Consider the following 15,874-nt stretch of genomic DNA (forward strand, 5'->3'; position numbering starts at 1 on the left):
CTCCCGATCGACGGGGTAGAGGAAGCTCGACGGAGTGGGGGTCGACGCTGGCGGGGCAAGACGACCGCTGCGACATGTGCTTGACCAGGCAGAGCTTGTCGTACAAACGACGTGTGACGATTTTCGGAGGAAGAAAATGGCCGTTGCCGAAGACATCGCTCTGATCAAGAGACAGGAAGAAGCCCTTGTCTTTCCCGCCTTCGACGAGGCTGTCGCTTTCAAGATCGGTTCGGCCATCCGCGACCGCGCGCTTGCCGAGAACATGCCTGTCATCGTCGACATCAGGACTTTCGACCGGCCGCTGTTCTATGCCGCCATGCCGGGTTCGAACGCTTCAAACCCCGACTGGGCGCGGCGCAAGATCAACGTCGTCAGGCGGTATCTCAGGAGCACCTATCGGCTGGTCCTGGAACAGCAGCGCCCGGACCGCACCTTCAAGGTCGGCGAAGGCCTCGACATCTCGGACTATGTGTTGGCCGGCGGTGGTTTTCCGGTCACGGTCAAGGGCTCCGGCGTCATTGGCGTGATCGCTGTGTCCGGCCTGCCGGAGCGCGAGGATCACGGCGTGGTCGTCGATGCGCTGTGCGCCCACCTGGGCATCGACCGCCAAGAGCTTGCCTTGCCGCCGGAAGCCAAATGACAGAACTCGACCCCAAGGCTTTCCTCATCTCGATCTTCGACGCCGCCGTCGCCGCCGCCGATCCGGAGCGCACCATCAGGGATCATCTGCCGGCCAGACCCAAGGGCCGCACCATCGTCATTGGCGCGGGAAAAGGCTCGGCGCAGATGGCGGCGGCGTTCGAGAAGGTATGGGACGGGCCGATCGAAGGGCTGGTCGTCACTCGCTACGGCTATGGTGCCAAATGCGAGCGCATCGAGATCATCGAGGCGGCGCATCCTGTGCCGGACGCCGCTGGCCTCGAAGCTTCGCGGCGATTGCTGGAAAAGGTCCGGGGGCTGACCGCGGACGACCTGGTCGTAGCGTTGATTTCCGGCGGCGGCTCGGCGCTGCTGCCGTCGCCGGCCGCCGGCCTGACGCTCGCCGACGAGATTGCCGTCAACGAGGCGCTGCTTGCTTCCGGCGCGCCGATCGCTGCGATGAACACCATCCGCAAGCACCTTTCCACCATCAAGGGTGGCCGGCTGGCGGCCGCCGCATGGCCGGCCAAGGTGGTGTCGCTGGTTGTCTCCGACATTCCCGGCGACAATCCGGCACTCGTCGCTTCCGGGCCGACCGTGCCGGACGTTGGCAGCCGAGAAGATGCGCTGGCATCGATATCGGCCTATGGCATGAAGGTGCCCGCTGCGGTGATGGCGCACATCAATTCGCCGGCTGCCGATGCGCCAGATCCCGATGACCAGCGCTTTTCGCGCAACGAGGTGCATCTCATCGCCTCGGCCGGCGTCTCTCTGGAAGCGGCAGCCGCGGAAGCCAGTCGACAGGGCATCGAGGCGGTCATCCTGTCGGATGCCATCGAGGGCGAAGCGCGTGAGGTCGGTGGCGTCCATGCGGCGATTGCGCGTGAGGTCGCGACGCGCAACCGGCCATTCCAAAAGCCAGCGCTGATCCTGTCTGGTGGCGAGACAACCGTGACTTTGCGCGCCAAGGGCAAGGGTGGCCGCAACTCGGAATTCCTGCTTGCCTTCGCCATCGGCATCAACGGCGTTGAGGGTATCCACGCCTTGGCCGCCGACACGGACGGCATCGACGGGTCGGAAGACAATGCCGGCGCCTTCGCCGATGGTTCGACCGTTTCGCGCATGCGGGCGGCGGGTGTGGATGCCAAGGCCATGCTGGCGGGCAACAACGCCTGGACGGCGTTCAATGCGGTCGGCGACCTGTTCGTGCCAGGGCCCACGGGCACGAACGTCAACGATCTCAGGGCGATCCTTATACGTTAGGGCAACAACTCAAGCAGCCATCAACCGCTTCACCTCTCTCATATCCTTCAGGAAGCGCTCGCGCTCGGCTTCCTTGTCCGCAGGCTCGCGGATGCGTAGGATGAAGGAAGGGTGGATGGTGATGAACACACGCAGGCCGTCCTCGCGCTCGATCACCTGGCCGCGCATCTTCATCACCGGTGTCGCCTTGCCAAGCAGCGACAACGCCGCCGTTGCGCCGAGCGCCACGGCAAGGTTCGGCTTGATCAGGTCGAACTCCTGGTCGAGCCACCAGCGGCAGGCCTGAACCTCGCCGGCATTGGGTTTGGAGTGGATGCGACGCTTGCCGCGTGGCTCGAATTTGAAGTGCTTGACCGCGTTGGTGACATAGACTTTTTGGCGGTCAACGTCCGCGTCAACGAGGATAGCATCGAACACCCTGCCCGCCGGGCCGACAAATGGTTTGCCGGCGAGATCTTCCTGGTCACCCGGCTGTTCGCCGACGAAAATCACCTTGGCGTTGTCAGGACCCTCACCGAAGACGGTCTGTGTCGCATTGCGCCACAGCGGACAGCGACGGCAACCTTCTGCCGCGTCGCGCAGTTCCGGGATCGAGTTGGCATCAGTCTCGTCCGATATCAACTCGGCGCGCGGCACGGAAACGCGCCGGGCTGGCATCTTCGCATTGCGCGGAAGGCCTGTGGTCGCCATCATCCTGCCTCGTCCATTCCAATATTGAAATGGCCGAAGCGGGCGATAGTTCCCTGCTCAGACCTCGTGCAGGTAGAGATGATAATCCAGCTCGCTCACCGTGCGCGCGACACGCAAATATTCGGACTGCTTGATCGCCACGAAGGTGCGGTGCAAATCCTCGCCGAGCGCACCCTTCAGGAAGCTGGATGTCCTCGCGGCCTCGATGGCGGCGCGCCAGTCGGCCGGCATCGTCGTGCGGGTGACGGCAGCCTCATAGCCATTGCCCGTCGTTTCGGGGCCGGGATCGAGCCCCTCGTCGAGGCCCTTGATGATACCGGCGAGCACTGTCGCGGCGATCAGGTAGGGGTTGGCGTCGACACCGGACGGCCGGTGCTCGATGCGCCGGTTCTTGGCGTCGCCCGCCGGCACGCGCAACGCCACGGAACGGTTGTTGACGCCCCAGGTCGGTGCCACCGGGGCGTAGGATTGCGAGACGAAACGCCGCCAGGAATTGGCGTGCGGCGCAAACACCAGCATCGATTCCGCCATCGTCTGGATCAAGCCGCCGAGACCGCGCAGCAGCGGCAGCGACCAGTTTTCGCCGCCGGCTTCCGAAAATACGTTTCGGCCCACCTTGTCCTGCAGCGAGACGTGGAAATGCATGCCCGAACCGGCGTATTTCTCGATCGGCTTGGCCATGAAACAGGCGGTGACGCCGTGACGGCGCGCCTGTGCCCGCACCAGCCGCTTCAGCATGACGAGGTCGTCGGCCGCCCGCATCACGTCCTTGCGGTAGTTCAGCGTCAATTCGTACTGGCCCGGCGCATATTCGGAAATCACCGTCTCGGCCGGAATTCCCTGCACCTTGGCGGCCGCATAGATGTCGGAGAACAGCGGCTCCATGCCGTGCAGATGGTCGACGGAATAGACTTCCGTCTTGCCCGAGACACGGCCGTCAAGCACCGCGCGCGCCGGCTGCACCTTGCCGTCGGCATCGCGTTCGTTGGCCAGCAGGAAAAATTCGAGTTCGAAGGCACCGGCCGGATAGAGCCCCTTGGCCGCCAGTATGTCGACTTGCCGGGCCAGTGCCAGCCTCGGGTCCGAAGACATTGGCTGGCCTTCGAGATGGTACATCGCCATCAGCACCTGGCCGCGCGGCGGGTTGGTGCCATGGAGCGGCACAAGCGTGCCGGGGATCGGCCATGCCCGGAGATCGCCGTCGCCGGTCGTCCAGATCAGTCCGGTTTCATGCACATCCTCGCCGGTGATGTCGAGGCCGAGAATCGAGATCGGCATGTGGCGGCCGCCCTCGAAGATGCTTTTCAGCTCATGCCGGCGCACGATCTTGCCGCGGCCGACGCCATTGGCGTCTGTCAGCACGATATCGAAGGCTTCGATCTCGGGATGGGCGTCGAGAAAGGCTTGCGCCTCGGTGGGCGAGGAGCCCGAAGGTGAGGTCACGATGGCATTGTCCATGGCCGCTTGTCTCATGCCGCAAGCTTTGCCGCAACCGCGCCGAAGGCGGCGATCAGCCGGTTGACCTGGGCGCCTGAGGTCGCTGGCGAGATCAGCATCATGTTGTGGAAGGGCGCGATCAACACGCCGCGATTGACCAGCGCGACATGGATGGCGGCTTCCAACTCCGGCGCATGCGCGCCTTCCGCCTCGGCGCCATTGCGCAGCGGGCCGGGCGCGCAGATGAACTCGACGCGGGCGCCGACACGGGCGACATGCCAGGGCAGATTGTAGCGGTCGATCACGCCGGTCAGGCCGGCATCGAGCCGCCGCGCCAGATGGTCCATGCGGTCGTAATTGTCCTCGGTCATCACCTCTTCGAGCGTCGCGCGCATGGTGGCGAATTGCAGCGGATTGGCCGAGAGCGTCGTGCCCATGCCGGAATAGCCGGGCTCCTTGGTCCTGTTGTAGTCGGCATAGCGCGAGGCGACCTCGTCGCTCATGCCCCACACGCTCGCCGGCACACCGCCGGCGATCGGCTTGCCCAGCACGAACAAGTCCGGATCGAGTCCATATTTCCTTGTGTAGCCGCCCGGACCGGTCGAGATCGTATGCGTCTCGTCGATCAGAAGCAGCGTGCCAGTCGCGCGGGTGAGACGCCGCAACGCATCGTGGAAGCCGGGATCGGCCAGAACCATGCAGGAATTGGTCAGCACCGGTTCCGCGATGACGCAGGCGACATCCTTGTCCTTGAGCGCTGCCTCAAGCGCTGGAATGTCGTTGAACTCGATGACCTTGGCCGTACGGGTCAGGTCGCGGAACTCGCCAGCCAGTCCCGGCCGGTTGATTGGCTTGCCGTCGATCAGCCGCACCATCGTCTCGTCCACCGAGCCGTGATAGCAGCCGTTGAAGACCAGGATCTTTTCCCTGCCGGTGACGGCGCGGGCGACACGCAGCGCAAAGCGGTTGGCGTCGGTCGCCGTCGTCGCGATCTGCCAGAACGGCAGGCCGAAACGCTGCTGCAGCAGCGGCCCGATGGCGAGCGCGTCTTCCGAAGGCAGCATATAGGTCAGCCCGCGGCCGGCCTGGCGGCGGATGGCGCGCGCCACCGCTGGCGGCGAATGGCCGAACATCGAGCCGGTGTCGCCGAGGCAGAAATCGTCGAGCCTGTTGCCGTCTATATCGGTGATCGTGGCGCCCCTGGCGCTGTCGACCAGGATCGGAAATGGCGTTGGCCAGTCATTCATCCAGTGCATCGGCACGCCGCCGAAGAAGCCGGGCAGGCCGTTGCCGACCTTCGCTTGCGATTTCGGCCGTGCCTTGCGGAACACTTCTCCTTCGGTCTCGCGCAGATTGGCGATGCGGTCGCGGCTGATGCCACCGATGGCCGTCTTTGACATGTCGCTGTGCATGGAAACCCCTTTGACAGGTTCCTCTTAGCCAATTCGGGTCGGCGACCGCAATTGGCCGCGCGTCTGTCCTGCATTGGCTCAGCCGTCAATGGCGGTGCTTGACCGTGCCCGAGAACTCAGCGTCAATGCTGCCGGCAATGGCAACACGGGGGGCAAAAATGCGGACGATCATCTGCGTGACGGCGCTGTTGCTGTCGGTCGGCACGGCGTTCGCCACCGGCGGCATCTGGTGCTCGGTCGATGACACGGCGGTGAAATTCCAGGTCGATGCCGGCGTCACCACCGGTATGGGCGGCCCGATCTTCAACTTTCGCGGTGATCTTGAAATCAAGGCAAGGCCTGTCGGCGACCAATCGCGAAAGACCACGTTCGAGGATTCCAACCTCACCCAGTACTGGCTCGACAACAAGGAACTGCGGCTCAACATCTACCACGAGCAGGAGATGGCCAAGACCTTCAGTTCCGTCGAGCTGACGATCCTGACCAGGGCCAGCGACGAAGGCGTCTATGATGGGGACTACAAGCTTGCCGTCTATGACAGCACGGCCGACAAGGACAGCGACGGCAAGCCGGTCGATCTGACAGGCAAGGTTTCCTGCAGCGCCGAATGATCCGCTATTTCGAAGCTACGCCGTGATGTCGATGACGCCGCAGTCGCCGGCGGCACTGCCGAAGGCGATGCGGCGTTCTTCCTTGTCCCACATCATCGAGGTGATCGCGCCCTTGCCGGGCCGCCGCAACAGCACTTCCTTGGCATCCGAGAAGCGCACCGCCATCACCATGCCGTCATCATAACCGACGGCGACGACATCCTGGCTCGGGTGGCAGGCAACAGCCGTCACCATGGCGTTGCCGCGCGTGCCGAGTTCCAGAGGCGCCTTGCCCATCGGGCCGTCCTTGCCTGAAAACGGCCAGACGATCGCCGCCGGCGCGCCGGAACTCGCCAGCCATTTGCCTTTGACGCTCCATGACAGGCTTTTGACCTTGCCGGGATAGCCGGTCATGCGCATGTGCTTGCCGTCCGCCAGCTTCCAGCCGTGCAAGGCGTTTTCCTGCATGGTGGTGACGAGGAAGGCGCCGTCGGGCGAAAAGGTGATGCCGGTGTGGGCGCCAGCCCATTCGAGTTCCACCGGCTTGCCCTCGGCAGCCGGGAAATGCAGCGTCGCGCCATTGTAGCGGGCAACGCCGAAGCGCATGCCCTTGGGCGAAAACGCCAGCCCCTCGACCGAGCGCGGATGGACGAATTCCCGGGTCTTGCCGTCGGCGAAACGCACGAAGGCGGTTTTCCCCGTCGCATAGGCAATGGCGCCCTGCGGTCCGGCCGCGACGCTGGTGATCCATTTCTTGCCGGCGCTTGCCAATTCCTGTGCCTCGCCGCCCGCCTTCACGGCAAACACCTTGCCGTCCTCACCGCCGGTGATCAGCCGGTCGTTGGCTGCGTCGTGGAAGGCCGCGAGCAGCCCGTCATTGGCCTGAACCGTCTTGTGGCCATTGTCGAGCCGGTGGACGGCGCCATCGGCCAGCACGAAATGCGGCACATCGCCGAGGAAGACGGCGGCAAGGCAGTGGCCTTCGAGATCAAGCGGGGCGACGGTGGGCATGGCTATCTTTGTTCAACCGGACGAAATTGGAGAGGCGTGTTCGGGCGGCTTACTCGACGTTTGCAGTTCCGGCAACCGGGAGGACAGGCAAAGTGGCGCGAGGCTTGTCAAAGCAACCCCTTAAGTCGTAGATCGGTTGCGAATGTCGCCAGGGGCATCGCCAGGGTCAAATCCGATCCTTGAAGGCGCTCGGCACCGTAGCTGGCGTACCATTTCGCAGCGCGCTCGCTCTTGGCGTCGATAATGAGCAGGATGCCCCCACCCTCGCTGGCAAGCCGCAGGCAGCGCAATGCCGCCGCGGCGAGCAATTGGCCTCCAAGTCCTTGTCCTGCGGCGGTGCGGTCGGTTGCGAGGCGGGCGAGCTTGAAGCCGGAAACCTCGTGCCGTGCCAAGCCCTTCGTCATGGCTGCCGGCACGTTTCCATGAACGACGGCAGAGGGCGCGATTGTGTAGAAGCCGAGAATTCGTTCCGGCGCCGCGTCATCAATCGCACAGAAGGTCTTGGCGGCATTCTGCTCGTGACTTTGCCGTGCGAAACGCCGCATAAAATCATTCATTTGCGCATCGCCGCAATCGAAGGAAGTTCGATTGTGCCGTTTCGCAATCGCCTCTTCGTGCCAGGACGGAAGCGTCACAGCGTATCTGGCAAGGCCGCAATCGCTGCCCGCAGCTTGGCGTTGGGTTTCGGCGGGTGCTCCAAAAGGTCGAGTATGCGCGTGAAATCGCGGTCGGATACTTTCGTGACCTCGGCCGCTTCGATCACGGCCTGAGCTTCGGGCACCACCTTGTTGAGGATGAAGTCAGCCACGTCCTGATGCGACAGGGCAGCCGCCCGCGCGATCATCGCCTTTTGCGCCGGCGCAATGCGGATTTGATAACGCTCGGTCTTATTGTCGGCGGTCCGCGGCATGGGTGCCTCCTTGATTTCACGTACACATAATATGTGTACGCGAAATCAAGGTCAATCCTTTATGCCTGGCAGGCGTCAAAGCTCTTCTTCAGCCGCTCGGCGTCGAGTTCGCGGCCGATGAACACCAGCCGGCTCTCGTGTTTCTCGCCGTCTTTCCAGGCGCGCTGGTGGTCGCCCTCGATGATCATGTGCACACCCTGAATGACGTAGCGCTCGTCGTCGCTCTTGAGCGCGATGATGCCCTTCAGCCGCAGGATGTTTGGGCCTTCCATCTGGGTGATCTTCTCGATCCACGGGAAGAATTTCTTCGGGTCCATCTCGCCGCCGCGCAGCGACACCGACTGCACCGTCACGTCATGGATGTCGGAAGGATGCGCGTGATGGTGATGGTCATGCCGATCATGGTCATGGTGATCGTGACCATCATGGTCGTGATGATGGTGATCGTGGTCGTCATGCGCCTCGAGGAAATGCGGATCGTTTTCCAGCGCCTTGGAGAGGTCAAAGGCGCCACGGTCGAGCACCTCCGACAGGGCGACGCCGGCGCGGGTGGTGCGATGGATCCTTGCCGCCGGATTGATGGCGCGGATCGTCGCCTCGACCTTGGCAAGCTCTTCGGGGGTGACGAGGTCGGTCTTGTTGAGCACGACGACGTCGGCGAAGGCGATCTGGTCCTCGGCTTCCCTGGAATCCTTGAGCCGGAGCGGCAGATGCTTGGCATCGACCAGCGCTACCACCGCATCGAGCTTGGTCTTGGAGCGCACGTCGTCGTCCATGAAGAAGGTCTGCGCCACAGGCACCGGATCGGCGAGACCGGTGGTCTCGACCACGATGGCGTCGAAGCGGCCGGGGCGGCGCATCAGGCCTTCGACGACGCGGATCAGGTCGCCGCGCACCGTGCAGCAGACGCAGCCATTGTTCATCTCGTAGATTTCCTCGTCGGATTCCACGATCAGGTCGTTGTCGATGCCGATTTCGCCGAATTCATTGACGATGACGGCGTAACGCTTGCCGTGGCTCTCCGACAGGATGCGGTTGAGCAGCGTCGTCTTGCCGGCACCGAGATAGCCGGTGAGAACGGTTACGGGGATCTGCGTCTGTGCGTCGCTCATGGCTTGCCTCGAACTGACTGGGCCAAAATCTGGGGCCGCGAAAGGGATTGTCGGCTCCATATAGGATGTGTGCCGGGCTTTTGCACGGGGCAAACCAATGGGCCAAGGCGGCCGGCCGGATTGTCCCATGATCCTGGCTGCGAAAAGCTTCGCTGCCTCCGCGACGTGACGACAAACAGGGCGTCCGGTCCAGGTCTGCGGACCGTCACACCGGGCCCGCGTCGCGGTGGCTGTGAATCCACCGTTGCCGAAACTCGTTTGTCATCTAACTGAAATAAACATCTGGCATTAGCCACGGCGGACACCGCAATGCTTGCCGGCAAAGCTGTTTGGAGCGCCGGAATCTTTTTCGATCGTCGATTGCCAACCGGCCGGCTGCGTCTATGCTGCACGCACCGGTACGGCCGAAGAGGGATGACCATGGCCAAGGCGGACAAGACTGCAACGATGAGCCGGCTGCATTCCGCGGCAAGGCTGGCAAGGACCGCACTGGCGGCTCGGCTTCTGGCGCACGGCTTCTATGCCGGCCAGGACCAGATCATGCTGGCGCTCGACCGCGAGGACGGCCAGACGCCGGGCAATCTTGCCGGTCGCCTCGGCGTGCGCCCGCCCACCATCACCAAGACCATCAACAGGCTGCAGGCGCAGGGTTTCCTGGAAAAGCGCGCCTCCGAGGCCGATGCCCGCCAGGCGCACATCTTCTTGACCGACACCGGCCGCGAAACCATCCGCGCCATCGAAAAGTCGGTGAAGAAGACCGAGAAGCAGGCGCTGAAAGGCCTCGACAAGAAGGACCAGAAGGCGCTGTTCAGGCTGCTTGCCCGCATCGAGGCCAACCTCTCCAACGAGGAGCTGGTGTTGATGGACGACGACGCCGAGTCGGACGACTGATAGTCCGGTACGACGATCAGGCCGCCGCCATCGCGGCCGGTCCACGGATCAGCGAAGACCAGCGTCCAGGTGTCATGCCGAACGCCTTCTTGAATTGCCTGTTGAAATGGCTCTGGTCGCTGAAGCCGGCCTCGACGGCAATCTGCGCCAATGGTTCGCCGGCGATGATCATCCGCCGCGCGTGCTGAAGCCGGCGCATCACCAGGAAACGATGTGGGCTGGTTGAGAAGGCGGCGCGGAAATGCCGTGACAATGCATAGCGGTCGAGCCCGGTGATCGCCTCCAATTCGCCCGACCCCACCGGACGGTTCAGGTTTTCCGTGAGATAGTCACGCGCCGCCGCGGCCGCTTGCCACGCCGTCCTGGCTATCGGCTTGCCCGGCTGGCCGGCATGCCGCGAGAGCCTCTGCATCAGCTGCGCCAGGAAGTCGTCGACGAACAGCTCGTCGAGTTCCTGCTCCAGCGGCCCCAGTGCCGAAAGCAGCGTTGCGCAAAAGGCATCGTCAGTCACCACGGCGTCCCTGACGAAGGGCAACGATGCGCCGCCAAGGCAGTCGAGCATCAGCGACGGTTCGAGATAGAGCATCCTGTAGCGCAACCCGTCCTCGGTGCCGGCGCCGCCGTCATGCAACTCGTCGGGATGCAGCACGATGATCTGGCCGGGCAGGCTTACCCGGGTCTCGCCGCGATAGCGAAAGGTCTGCACGCCCTGCAGCGTCACCCCGATCGCATAGGTGTCATGGCGGTGCAGGTCGAAGGCGCTGCCATGGAATCGCGCCTCGATCCGCTCCATGCCCGCAGGGTCGGGAGCCGAGATGATGCAGTTCTCAGCCGCATCGGCGCACAAACGTCCAAGACCCTCGAAGGCCTGGCTGCCTAGATCGTGCGACATCGTCTCCTTCAGCCTCGAATGGGGACAGTTCGAATGGGTAATGTCTCATGTTCGATACGAAATTTGCAATCGTGCTCAGGGAGGACCTGCCGGTCTGGCAGAAACTCAACGTCACGGCCTTCCTGACCAGCGGCATCGTCGCCCAGTTTCCTGGCATCATCGGCGAACCCTACCGTGACCGGTCAGGCAATCTATACAATCCGCTGTCGATCCAGCCGGTCATCGTGCTGTCGGCCGATCAGGCGACGCTCGCCGCGATCCACCGGCGCACGCTCGAGCGTGGCGTGACGACCTCGCTCTATGTCGAGGAGATGTTTTCGACCGGCTTCGACGCCGCCAATCGCGCCGTCTTCGCCGAGTTTGCGCCCGAAGACGCCAAGGTGGTCGGCATCGCGCTGCGCGCCGACAAGAAGGTGGTCGACAAGATCACCAAGGGCGACCGCATGCACGCCTAGCGACATAGGCATGGACTAAGCCTGGCGGCACCTGTTGTTAGGCCAGCACGCCCAGGCGCGGCAGCGGGCGACAATTGGCTTGCCGGCAAGCCACAATTCCCGCAAAGGAGGGCTTCAGCCCAGCTTTTCCCCGGCCTGCAAGTGAATGCTCCCCAAAGACACCCAGAAAGCGCGACGCCGCCGGTGGCGATCCTGTGCATGCTTTCCACCTATGTCTTCTTCACCTTCCTCGACACCTCAAGCAAATATCTCGTCCTGGCCGGGGTCTCGGTGCTGATCGTCGCCTGGGTGCGCTTTGCAGTGCATGTCGTGCTGGTCGGCGCTCTCCTGCGCGGCTGGCGCCAGCCGGTGCGGTTTCGCCCAGTCAACCTGCCGGCGCATGTGCTGCGCGGGCTGTTCCTGTTCGGCTCCACCATCTTCAACGTCCTGGCGCTGCGGTCCCTGCAATTGGCCGAGACGACATCGATCTATTTCTTTGGACCGATGGTGATCACCGCACTTGCCGGCCCGCTGCTCGGCGAATGGGCCGGCTGGCGGCGTTGGCTGGCTATCGTGGCTGCCTTCGCCGGGGTTCTGATCATCACCAGGCCGGGTGTCGGCGTTTTTGGCATCGGGCATCTCTTCGCACTCGGCTCGATGCTGTCGAACTGCTTCTACGTCATCATGACCCGCCGCATGTCGGCGACCGAAACCTCGGAAAGCCTCATACTGTTTTCGGCGCTCGCGCCGGCGGTGCTGCTGTTGCCCCTGCTGCCGTTCTCGTTCTCGCTGCCGCATGATGGCTGGCACTGGTTCATCCTGCTCATGCTTGGCGTGTTCGGCGGCGTCGGGCACTGGCTGCTGGTCCAGGCCTACCGGCTGGCGACGACAACGGCGCTCGCTCCCTATCCCTATTCGCAGATGGTGTGGATGATCATTTCCGGCTGGATCGTCTTCAAGCAGTTCCCCGACCGCTGGACGCTGCTCGGCGCGGCCATCATCGTCGCCAGCGGCCTCTACATCGTCCACCGCGAGCATCGGCTTCGGCTGCAGAGCCGCGCGGCTTCCGATGTCGAGGCGGAAGCGCTGGCAAAAAAACTTTGATTTGCCCCCGATCGGTGGCATAACGCCGCCTTTAAACAGTTTAGGTCAGAATTCAGGTCGTTCGGGGAGCGCAAGGCGCTGGCACAAAAAATCAAGCTTTCGACGATCGCGGATGCGCTCGGCGTGTCCACGGCCACGGTTTCGCTGGCGCTGCGCGACAGTCCCCTGGTCGCCGGCTCGACACGCGACCGCATCAAGGAACATGCCCGCGCCATCGGCTATATCTACAACCGTCGCGCCGCCAGCCTGCGCACCTCGCGCTCGGGCATTGTCGGCGTCGTCGTGCACGACATCATGAACCCCTTCTTCGCCGAGATCCTGCGCTCGATCGAAAGCGAGCTCGACCGCAGCCGGCAAACCTTCATCCTGTCCAACCACTACGACCAGCTCGAGAAACAGCGCACCTTCATCGACACGCTGCTGCAGCTCGGCGCCGATGGCGTCATCATGTCGCCGGCAATCGGCACCCCGGCTTCCGACATCCTGATGGCCGAGGAGAACGGCCTGCCGGCGGTGCTGATCGCGCGCACTGTCGAGGGCGCCGACGTGCCGGTGTTTCGCGGCGACGATGCCTATGGAACGGGGCTCGCCACCAATCACCTGATCTCGCTCGGCCACAAGCGCATCGCCATGATCGGCGGCACCGACCAGACCTCGACCGGACGCGACCGCTATCAGGGCTATGTCAACGCCATGGAAGCGGCGGGACTGGAAGTCAGGCCGTCCTGGCGCATTGCCGGCCCGCGCACCAAGCAGGCCGGCTTCGAGGCCGCCGGGCAGTTCCTGGCACTGAAGGACAGGCCGACCGCGGCCTGCTGCTGGAACGACCTTGTCGCCATCGGATTGATGAATGGTATCGCGCGCGCCGGCCTGGTGCCCGGCGTCGACATCTCCGTCACCGGCTATGACGATCTCGAAGAGGCGGCGATCGCCACGCCGGCGCTGACCACCGTCTGGAACGGCCAGCGCGAGGTTGGCCGCCGCGCCGCCAGCGCGCTGCTCGACAAGCTCAACGGGCAGACGGTACGGCCCTCGCAGGAATTGATCAAGCCGGAACTGCATGTGCGCCAGTCGACCGGCAAACCGGTGGAGCGTGCATGACGAAGGCCGAAGAGTTGCAAGCCGTCGCCATTCTGGTGCCGGCGGGTTTCAGCGACCACGCGGTGGGGCGCATCGAGCGGACATTCAGGCGCATCGGCATCGAGCGCGCCGATGCGGCGCTGGTCACCGACGAGATGCGCAGCACGGTGCGGGGCATTGCTTCATTTGCCGGCATCAACGCGGCCATGATGGATGCGCTTCCCAATCTCGAACTGATCGCCTCCTTCGGCGTCGGCTATGATTCGGTCGATGTCGGCCATGCGGCGGCGAACAACATCATGGTCACCAACACGCCCGACGTCTTGACCGAGGAGGTCGCCGACACCGCGATCGGACTGCTCATCAACACCATCCGCGACCTGCCGCGCGCCGAAACCTGGCTGCGCGACGGTAGCTGGGCGAAGAAGGGCGACTATCCGCTGAGCCGGCTGACCTTGCGTGCACGCCGCGTCGGCATTTTCGGCATGGGCCGCATCGGACGAGCCATCGCCCGGCGGCTGGAAGCGTTCGGGCTGCCGGTCGCCTACCACAACCGGCGTCGCGTCGAAGGTCTTGCCTACCAGTATCACCCGACGCTGAAGGGTCTGGCCGAAGCGGTCGACACGCTGATTTCGGTGGCGCCCGGCGGCGCTTCGACACAGAAGGCGGTCAACGCCGAGATCCTGTCGGCGCTCGGCGTCAACGGCGTCTTCGTCAATATCGGCCGTGGCAGCACAGTTGATGAGGCCGCCCTTGCGGCAGCCCTGGCCAACGGCACCATCGCCGCCGCCGGGCTCGATGTCTTCGCCGCCGAGCCGAATGTGCCCAAGGCGTTGCTCGACGCACCCAACGCCTCCTTGTTGCCGCATGTCGGTTCGGCCTCGCAGCACACGCGCCGCGCCATGGCGGATTTGTGCGTCGACAATCTTGTGTCCTGGTTCGGCGAGCGCCGCCCGCTGACGCCGGTGCCGGAGACTGCGAATGTGAGGGCTCGCGGCTGAGTGGCAGTTCGCCACATTCATTAACGTCGGCTTAACCCTTGGAAATCATTGTTTATCCTGTCCGTGTACAGGGATGAAGACAAGGATGAAGACGCTCTCCGCATTGATCGCCGCCGCTGTGCTTCTTGGCGGTATCCAGCTGTTCCATGGCGGCACTGGGGACAGCGCGGCCAACGAGCCCGCCCCGTCCAACACCTACAGGCTTGTCGCCAATGGCGACGAGGCGGCTTGCGCGGTCAGCCGCGGCGCCGAAGTTTCCGATGGCTTGTCGCTGCTTTCTGTCGCGCCGGCCTGCCGCCGGCTCCTACCAGGTATCGAGCAAGCAAAATTCTGGCGTGAACAAACCGACGGCTCGGTCGCCTTCAGCGCCAACGGCATCGATCCGATCGTCACTTTCAGCATTGCCGACGGCAACGGTTACGAATCCTATGCCCCAGCCACGCCCTTGCTGTCGCTGGCGGCCACCGGTGGTTTAAAGTCGGAAGATTGATTATTCCGCAGCGGCCCGCGCACCGGCTTTCGCAGCCGCATGCAGGCGTACCGCGTCGCCGAAGGCGCGGAAAATCTTGACCGAGTTGCTGTCCGATTTGACCCAGTATTCCGGATGCCACTGGACCCCGACGGCAAAGGCGCGGGCCCCCCTGACCGAAACCGCTTCGACCGTGCCGTCGGTGGCGACAGCCTCGACCTCGAGCTTCGATCCCAGCCGGTCGATCGCCTGGCGGTGCAACGAATTGACCTTCATGTCGCCGGCACCGAACACGCCGGCTAGGCAGCTGCCTGGCTTGATCGAAATGGTCTGGTGGATGGCGAAGCGTTCGTCCTGCTTGTCGCTCACCGGCGCGCGGTGGTCGAGCGAACCCTCGCGTTCCTGGATCTCGGTGCCCAGCGTGCCGCCGAGCGCGACGTTCAGCTCCTGGATGCCGCGGCAGATGGCAAGCAGTGGCACGCCACGCTCGATCGCCTTGCGGATCAGCGGCAGCGTGGTGGCGTCACGCGCCGGATCATAAGGGCCGTTGGCCTCGCTGGCGTCGCCGCCGTAAAGCGAGGGATGCACGTTGGACTTCGAGCCGGTGACCATGACGCCGTCGACCGACGACAGGAGTTCGTCGAAGTCGAGCCTGTCGCCGAATGACGGCACCAGCAGCGGGAACACGCCGGCGCCGGTGATCGCGGCTTCCAGGTACTGCTGTGGGGCGGCATGCCAGGTGTAGTTGTCGAACTGACGGACGTCGGTCGATATGGCGACGAGCGGCTGCTGCATTTTGGCTCTGTTTTCCATCTGGGCAAGGAATGTCCTGCCTTCAAAATAGGCGATCTCCGGGCATTTTTCCATGCCAAGTTTCAGCGTGTCGCATGTGCCACGAAATCCCTGTTAGACTATAGTTGCAGGGCTGCACGGCTTGGT

At 63.9% G+C, this 15,874-nt stretch carries 18 protein-coding genes; 9 read left to right on the forward strand and 9 right to left on the reverse strand.

From position 1 onward, the window contains the following. Positions 1-136 precede the first annotated feature (136 nt). Together LB568_RS28450 and LB568_RS28455 are read left to right on the forward strand one after the other, a co-directional pair. Positions 137-640 carry a heme-degrading domain-containing protein gene (locus LB568_RS28450; RefSeq protein WP_013891588.1) on the forward strand — a complete coding sequence of 168 codons (504 nt, stop codon included), beginning with the start codon at positions 137-139 and terminating at the stop codon, positions 638-640. Continuing rightward, positions 637-1,902, forward strand: coding sequence for a glycerate kinase (locus LB568_RS28455; RefSeq protein ID WP_013891587.1), 1,266 nt, complete (start codon positions 637-639; stop codon positions 1,900-1,902). The genes LB568_RS28450 and LB568_RS28455 overlap by 4 nt, the downstream gene beginning before the upstream one ends. Positions 1,903-1,911: 9 nt before the next feature. On the opposite strand, the gene LB568_RS28460 is transcribed toward LB568_RS28455, so the two are convergent. The 3 genes from LB568_RS28460 to LB568_RS28470 are packed head-to-tail and all read right to left on the reverse strand — an operon-like array spanning position 1,912 to position 5,441. After that, positions 1,912-2,592, reverse strand: coding sequence for a UdgX family uracil-DNA binding protein (locus tag LB568_RS28460; RefSeq protein WP_013891586.1), 681 nt, complete (start codon positions 2,590-2,592; stop codon positions 1,912-1,914). 57 nt (positions 2,593-2,649) lie between these two features. Continuing rightward, positions 2,650-4,050 (reverse strand): glutamine synthetase family protein, encoded by a 1,401-nt coding sequence (locus LB568_RS28465; RefSeq protein WP_013891585.1) that lies wholly within the window; start codon positions 4,048-4,050, stop codon positions 2,650-2,652. Between the two features lie 11 nt (positions 4,051-4,061). After that, positions 4,062-5,441 (reverse strand): aspartate aminotransferase family protein, encoded by a 1,380-nt coding sequence (locus LB568_RS28470; RefSeq protein ID WP_013891584.1) that lies wholly within the window; start codon positions 5,439-5,441, stop codon positions 4,062-4,064. A 158-nt stretch (positions 5,442-5,599) separates the two neighbouring features. Here LB568_RS28470 and LB568_RS28475 point away from each other — a divergent pair, with 158 nt between their 5' ends. Further along, positions 5,600-6,052 carry a hypothetical protein gene (locus tag LB568_RS28475; protein WP_013891583.1) on the forward strand — a complete coding sequence of 151 codons (453 nt, stop codon included), beginning with the start codon at positions 5,600-5,602 and terminating at the stop codon, positions 6,050-6,052. A gap of 15 nt (positions 6,053-6,067) precedes the next feature. On the opposite strand, the gene LB568_RS28480 is transcribed toward LB568_RS28475, so the two are convergent. The 4 genes from LB568_RS28480 to LB568_RS28495 all read right to left on the reverse strand — a co-directional run bounded on the left by LB568_RS28480 (position 6,068) and on the right by LB568_RS28495 (position 9,064). After that, positions 6,068-7,042, reverse strand: coding sequence for a WD40 repeat domain-containing protein (locus LB568_RS28480; RefSeq protein WP_013891582.1), 975 nt, complete (start codon positions 7,040-7,042; stop codon positions 6,068-6,070). A 107-nt stretch (positions 7,043-7,149) separates the two neighbouring features. Further along, on the reverse strand, positions 7,150-7,677 hold the full coding sequence (locus LB568_RS28485; RefSeq protein ID WP_013891581.1) for an acetyltransferase: 528 nt from the start codon (positions 7,675-7,677) through the stop codon (positions 7,150-7,152). Then, a complete protein-coding gene (locus tag LB568_RS28490) occupies positions 7,674-7,952 on the reverse strand; it encodes a DUF1778 domain-containing protein (RefSeq protein WP_013891580.1) in 279 nt (92 codons plus the stop codon). The genes LB568_RS28485 and LB568_RS28490 overlap by 4 nt, the downstream gene beginning before the upstream one ends. A gap of 59 nt (positions 7,953-8,011) precedes the next feature. Continuing rightward, positions 8,012-9,064 (reverse strand): CobW family GTP-binding protein, encoded by a 1,053-nt coding sequence (locus LB568_RS28495; protein ID WP_013891579.1) that lies wholly within the window; start codon positions 9,062-9,064, stop codon positions 8,012-8,014. 420 nt (positions 9,065-9,484) lie between these two features. Between LB568_RS28495 and LB568_RS28500 the strand changes: the two genes are divergently transcribed. Beyond that, complete coding sequence (locus LB568_RS28500) at positions 9,485-9,955, forward strand: MarR family winged helix-turn-helix transcriptional regulator (protein ID WP_224731865.1); 471 nt, start codon at positions 9,485-9,487, stop codon at positions 9,953-9,955. 16 nt (positions 9,956-9,971) lie between these two features. Here the strand turns inward: LB568_RS28500 and LB568_RS28505 are convergent, their stop codons facing one another. Next, positions 9,972-10,847 (reverse strand): AraC family transcriptional regulator, encoded by an 876-nt coding sequence (locus LB568_RS28505; protein ID WP_013891577.1) that lies wholly within the window; start codon positions 10,845-10,847, stop codon positions 9,972-9,974. A gap of 47 nt (positions 10,848-10,894) precedes the next feature. Between LB568_RS28505 and LB568_RS28510 the strand changes: the two genes are divergently transcribed. The 5 genes from LB568_RS28510 (at position 10,895) to LB568_RS28530 (ending at position 14,956) form a co-directional block, all read left to right on the forward strand. Continuing rightward, entirely contained in the window at positions 10,895-11,302 is a 408-nt protein-coding gene (locus LB568_RS28510) for a DUF2000 family protein (RefSeq protein WP_224731866.1), read from the forward strand. Positions 11,303-11,500: 198 nt separating this feature from the next. After that, positions 11,501-12,385: a DMT family transporter gene (locus LB568_RS28515; protein ID WP_041163965.1), complete on the forward strand. Its 885-nt coding sequence runs from the start codon at positions 11,501-11,503 to the stop codon at positions 12,383-12,385. 78 nt (positions 12,386-12,463) lie between these two features. After that, entirely contained in the window at positions 12,464-13,486 is a 1,023-nt protein-coding gene (locus LB568_RS28520) for a LacI family DNA-binding transcriptional regulator (RefSeq protein WP_083833194.1), read from the forward strand. Then, positions 13,483-14,466, forward strand: coding sequence for a 2-hydroxyacid dehydrogenase (locus LB568_RS28525; protein WP_140570598.1), 984 nt, complete (start codon positions 13,483-13,485; stop codon positions 14,464-14,466). Before LB568_RS28520 ends, LB568_RS28525 begins: the two co-directional genes overlap by 4 nt. Before the next feature lie 85 nt (positions 14,467-14,551). Then, complete coding sequence (locus tag LB568_RS28530) at positions 14,552-14,956, forward strand: hypothetical protein (protein ID WP_140570596.1); 405 nt, start codon at positions 14,552-14,554, stop codon at positions 14,954-14,956. On the opposite strand, the gene LB568_RS28535 is transcribed toward LB568_RS28530, so the two are convergent. Further along, a complete protein-coding gene (locus LB568_RS28535) occupies positions 14,957-15,730 on the reverse strand; it encodes a gamma-glutamyl-gamma-aminobutyrate hydrolase family protein (protein ID WP_140570661.1) in 774 nt (257 codons plus the stop codon). Positions 15,731-15,874 lie beyond the last annotated feature (144 nt).

Origin of the sequence: Mesorhizobium sp. B263B2A (assembly GCF_020165775.1) — a bacterium.
Classification (GTDB): Bacteria; Pseudomonadota; Alphaproteobacteria; order Rhizobiales; family Rhizobiaceae; genus Mesorhizobium; species Mesorhizobium opportunistum.

Excerpts from the sequence above, each read along its gene's own strand:
- LB568_RS28450 (WP_013891588.1), top strand. The coding sequence starts at position 137 with ATGGCCGTTGCCGAAGACATCGCTCTGATCAAGAGACAGGAAGAAGCC.
- LB568_RS28455 (WP_013891587.1), top strand. The coding sequence starts at position 637 with ATGACAGAACTCGACCCCAAGGCTTTCCTCATCTCGATCTTCGACGCC.
- LB568_RS28460 (WP_013891586.1), bottom strand. The coding sequence starts at position 2,592 with ATGGCGACCACAGGCCTTCCGCGCAATGCGAAGATGCCAGCCCGGCGC.
- LB568_RS28465 (WP_013891585.1), bottom strand. The coding sequence starts at position 4,050 with ATGGACAATGCCATCGTGACCTCACCTTCGGGCTCCTCGCCCACCGAG.
- LB568_RS28470 (WP_013891584.1), bottom strand. The coding sequence starts at position 5,441 with ATGCACAGCGACATGTCAAAGACGGCCATCGGTGGCATCAGCCGCGAC.
- LB568_RS28475 (WP_013891583.1), top strand. The coding sequence starts at position 5,600 with ATGCGGACGATCATCTGCGTGACGGCGCTGTTGCTGTCGGTCGGCACG.
- LB568_RS28480 (WP_013891582.1), bottom strand. The coding sequence starts at position 7,042 with ATGCCCACCGTCGCCCCGCTTGATCTCGAAGGCCACTGCCTTGCCGCC.
- LB568_RS28490 (WP_013891580.1), bottom strand. The coding sequence starts at position 7,952 with ATGCCGCGGACCGCCGACAATAAGACCGAGCGTTATCAAATCCGCATT.
- LB568_RS28495 (WP_013891579.1), bottom strand. The coding sequence starts at position 9,064 with ATGAGCGACGCACAGACGCAGATCCCCGTAACCGTTCTCACCGGCTAT.
- LB568_RS28500 (WP_224731865.1), top strand. The coding sequence starts at position 9,485 with ATGGCCAAGGCGGACAAGACTGCAACGATGAGCCGGCTGCATTCCGCG.
- LB568_RS28505 (WP_013891577.1), bottom strand. The coding sequence starts at position 10,847 with ATGTCGCACGATCTAGGCAGCCAGGCCTTCGAGGGTCTTGGACGTTTG.
- LB568_RS28510 (WP_224731866.1), top strand. The coding sequence starts at position 10,895 with ATGTTCGATACGAAATTTGCAATCGTGCTCAGGGAGGACCTGCCGGTC.
- LB568_RS28515 (WP_041163965.1), top strand. The coding sequence starts at position 11,501 with ATGCTTTCCACCTATGTCTTCTTCACCTTCCTCGACACCTCAAGCAAA.
- LB568_RS28525 (WP_140570598.1), top strand. The coding sequence starts at position 13,483 with ATGACGAAGGCCGAAGAGTTGCAAGCCGTCGCCATTCTGGTGCCGGCG.
- LB568_RS28530 (WP_140570596.1), top strand. The coding sequence starts at position 14,552 with ATGAAGACGCTCTCCGCATTGATCGCCGCCGCTGTGCTTCTTGGCGGT.
- LB568_RS28535 (WP_140570661.1), bottom strand. The coding sequence starts at position 15,730 with ATGCAGCAGCCGCTCGTCGCCATATCGACCGACGTCCGTCAGTTCGAC.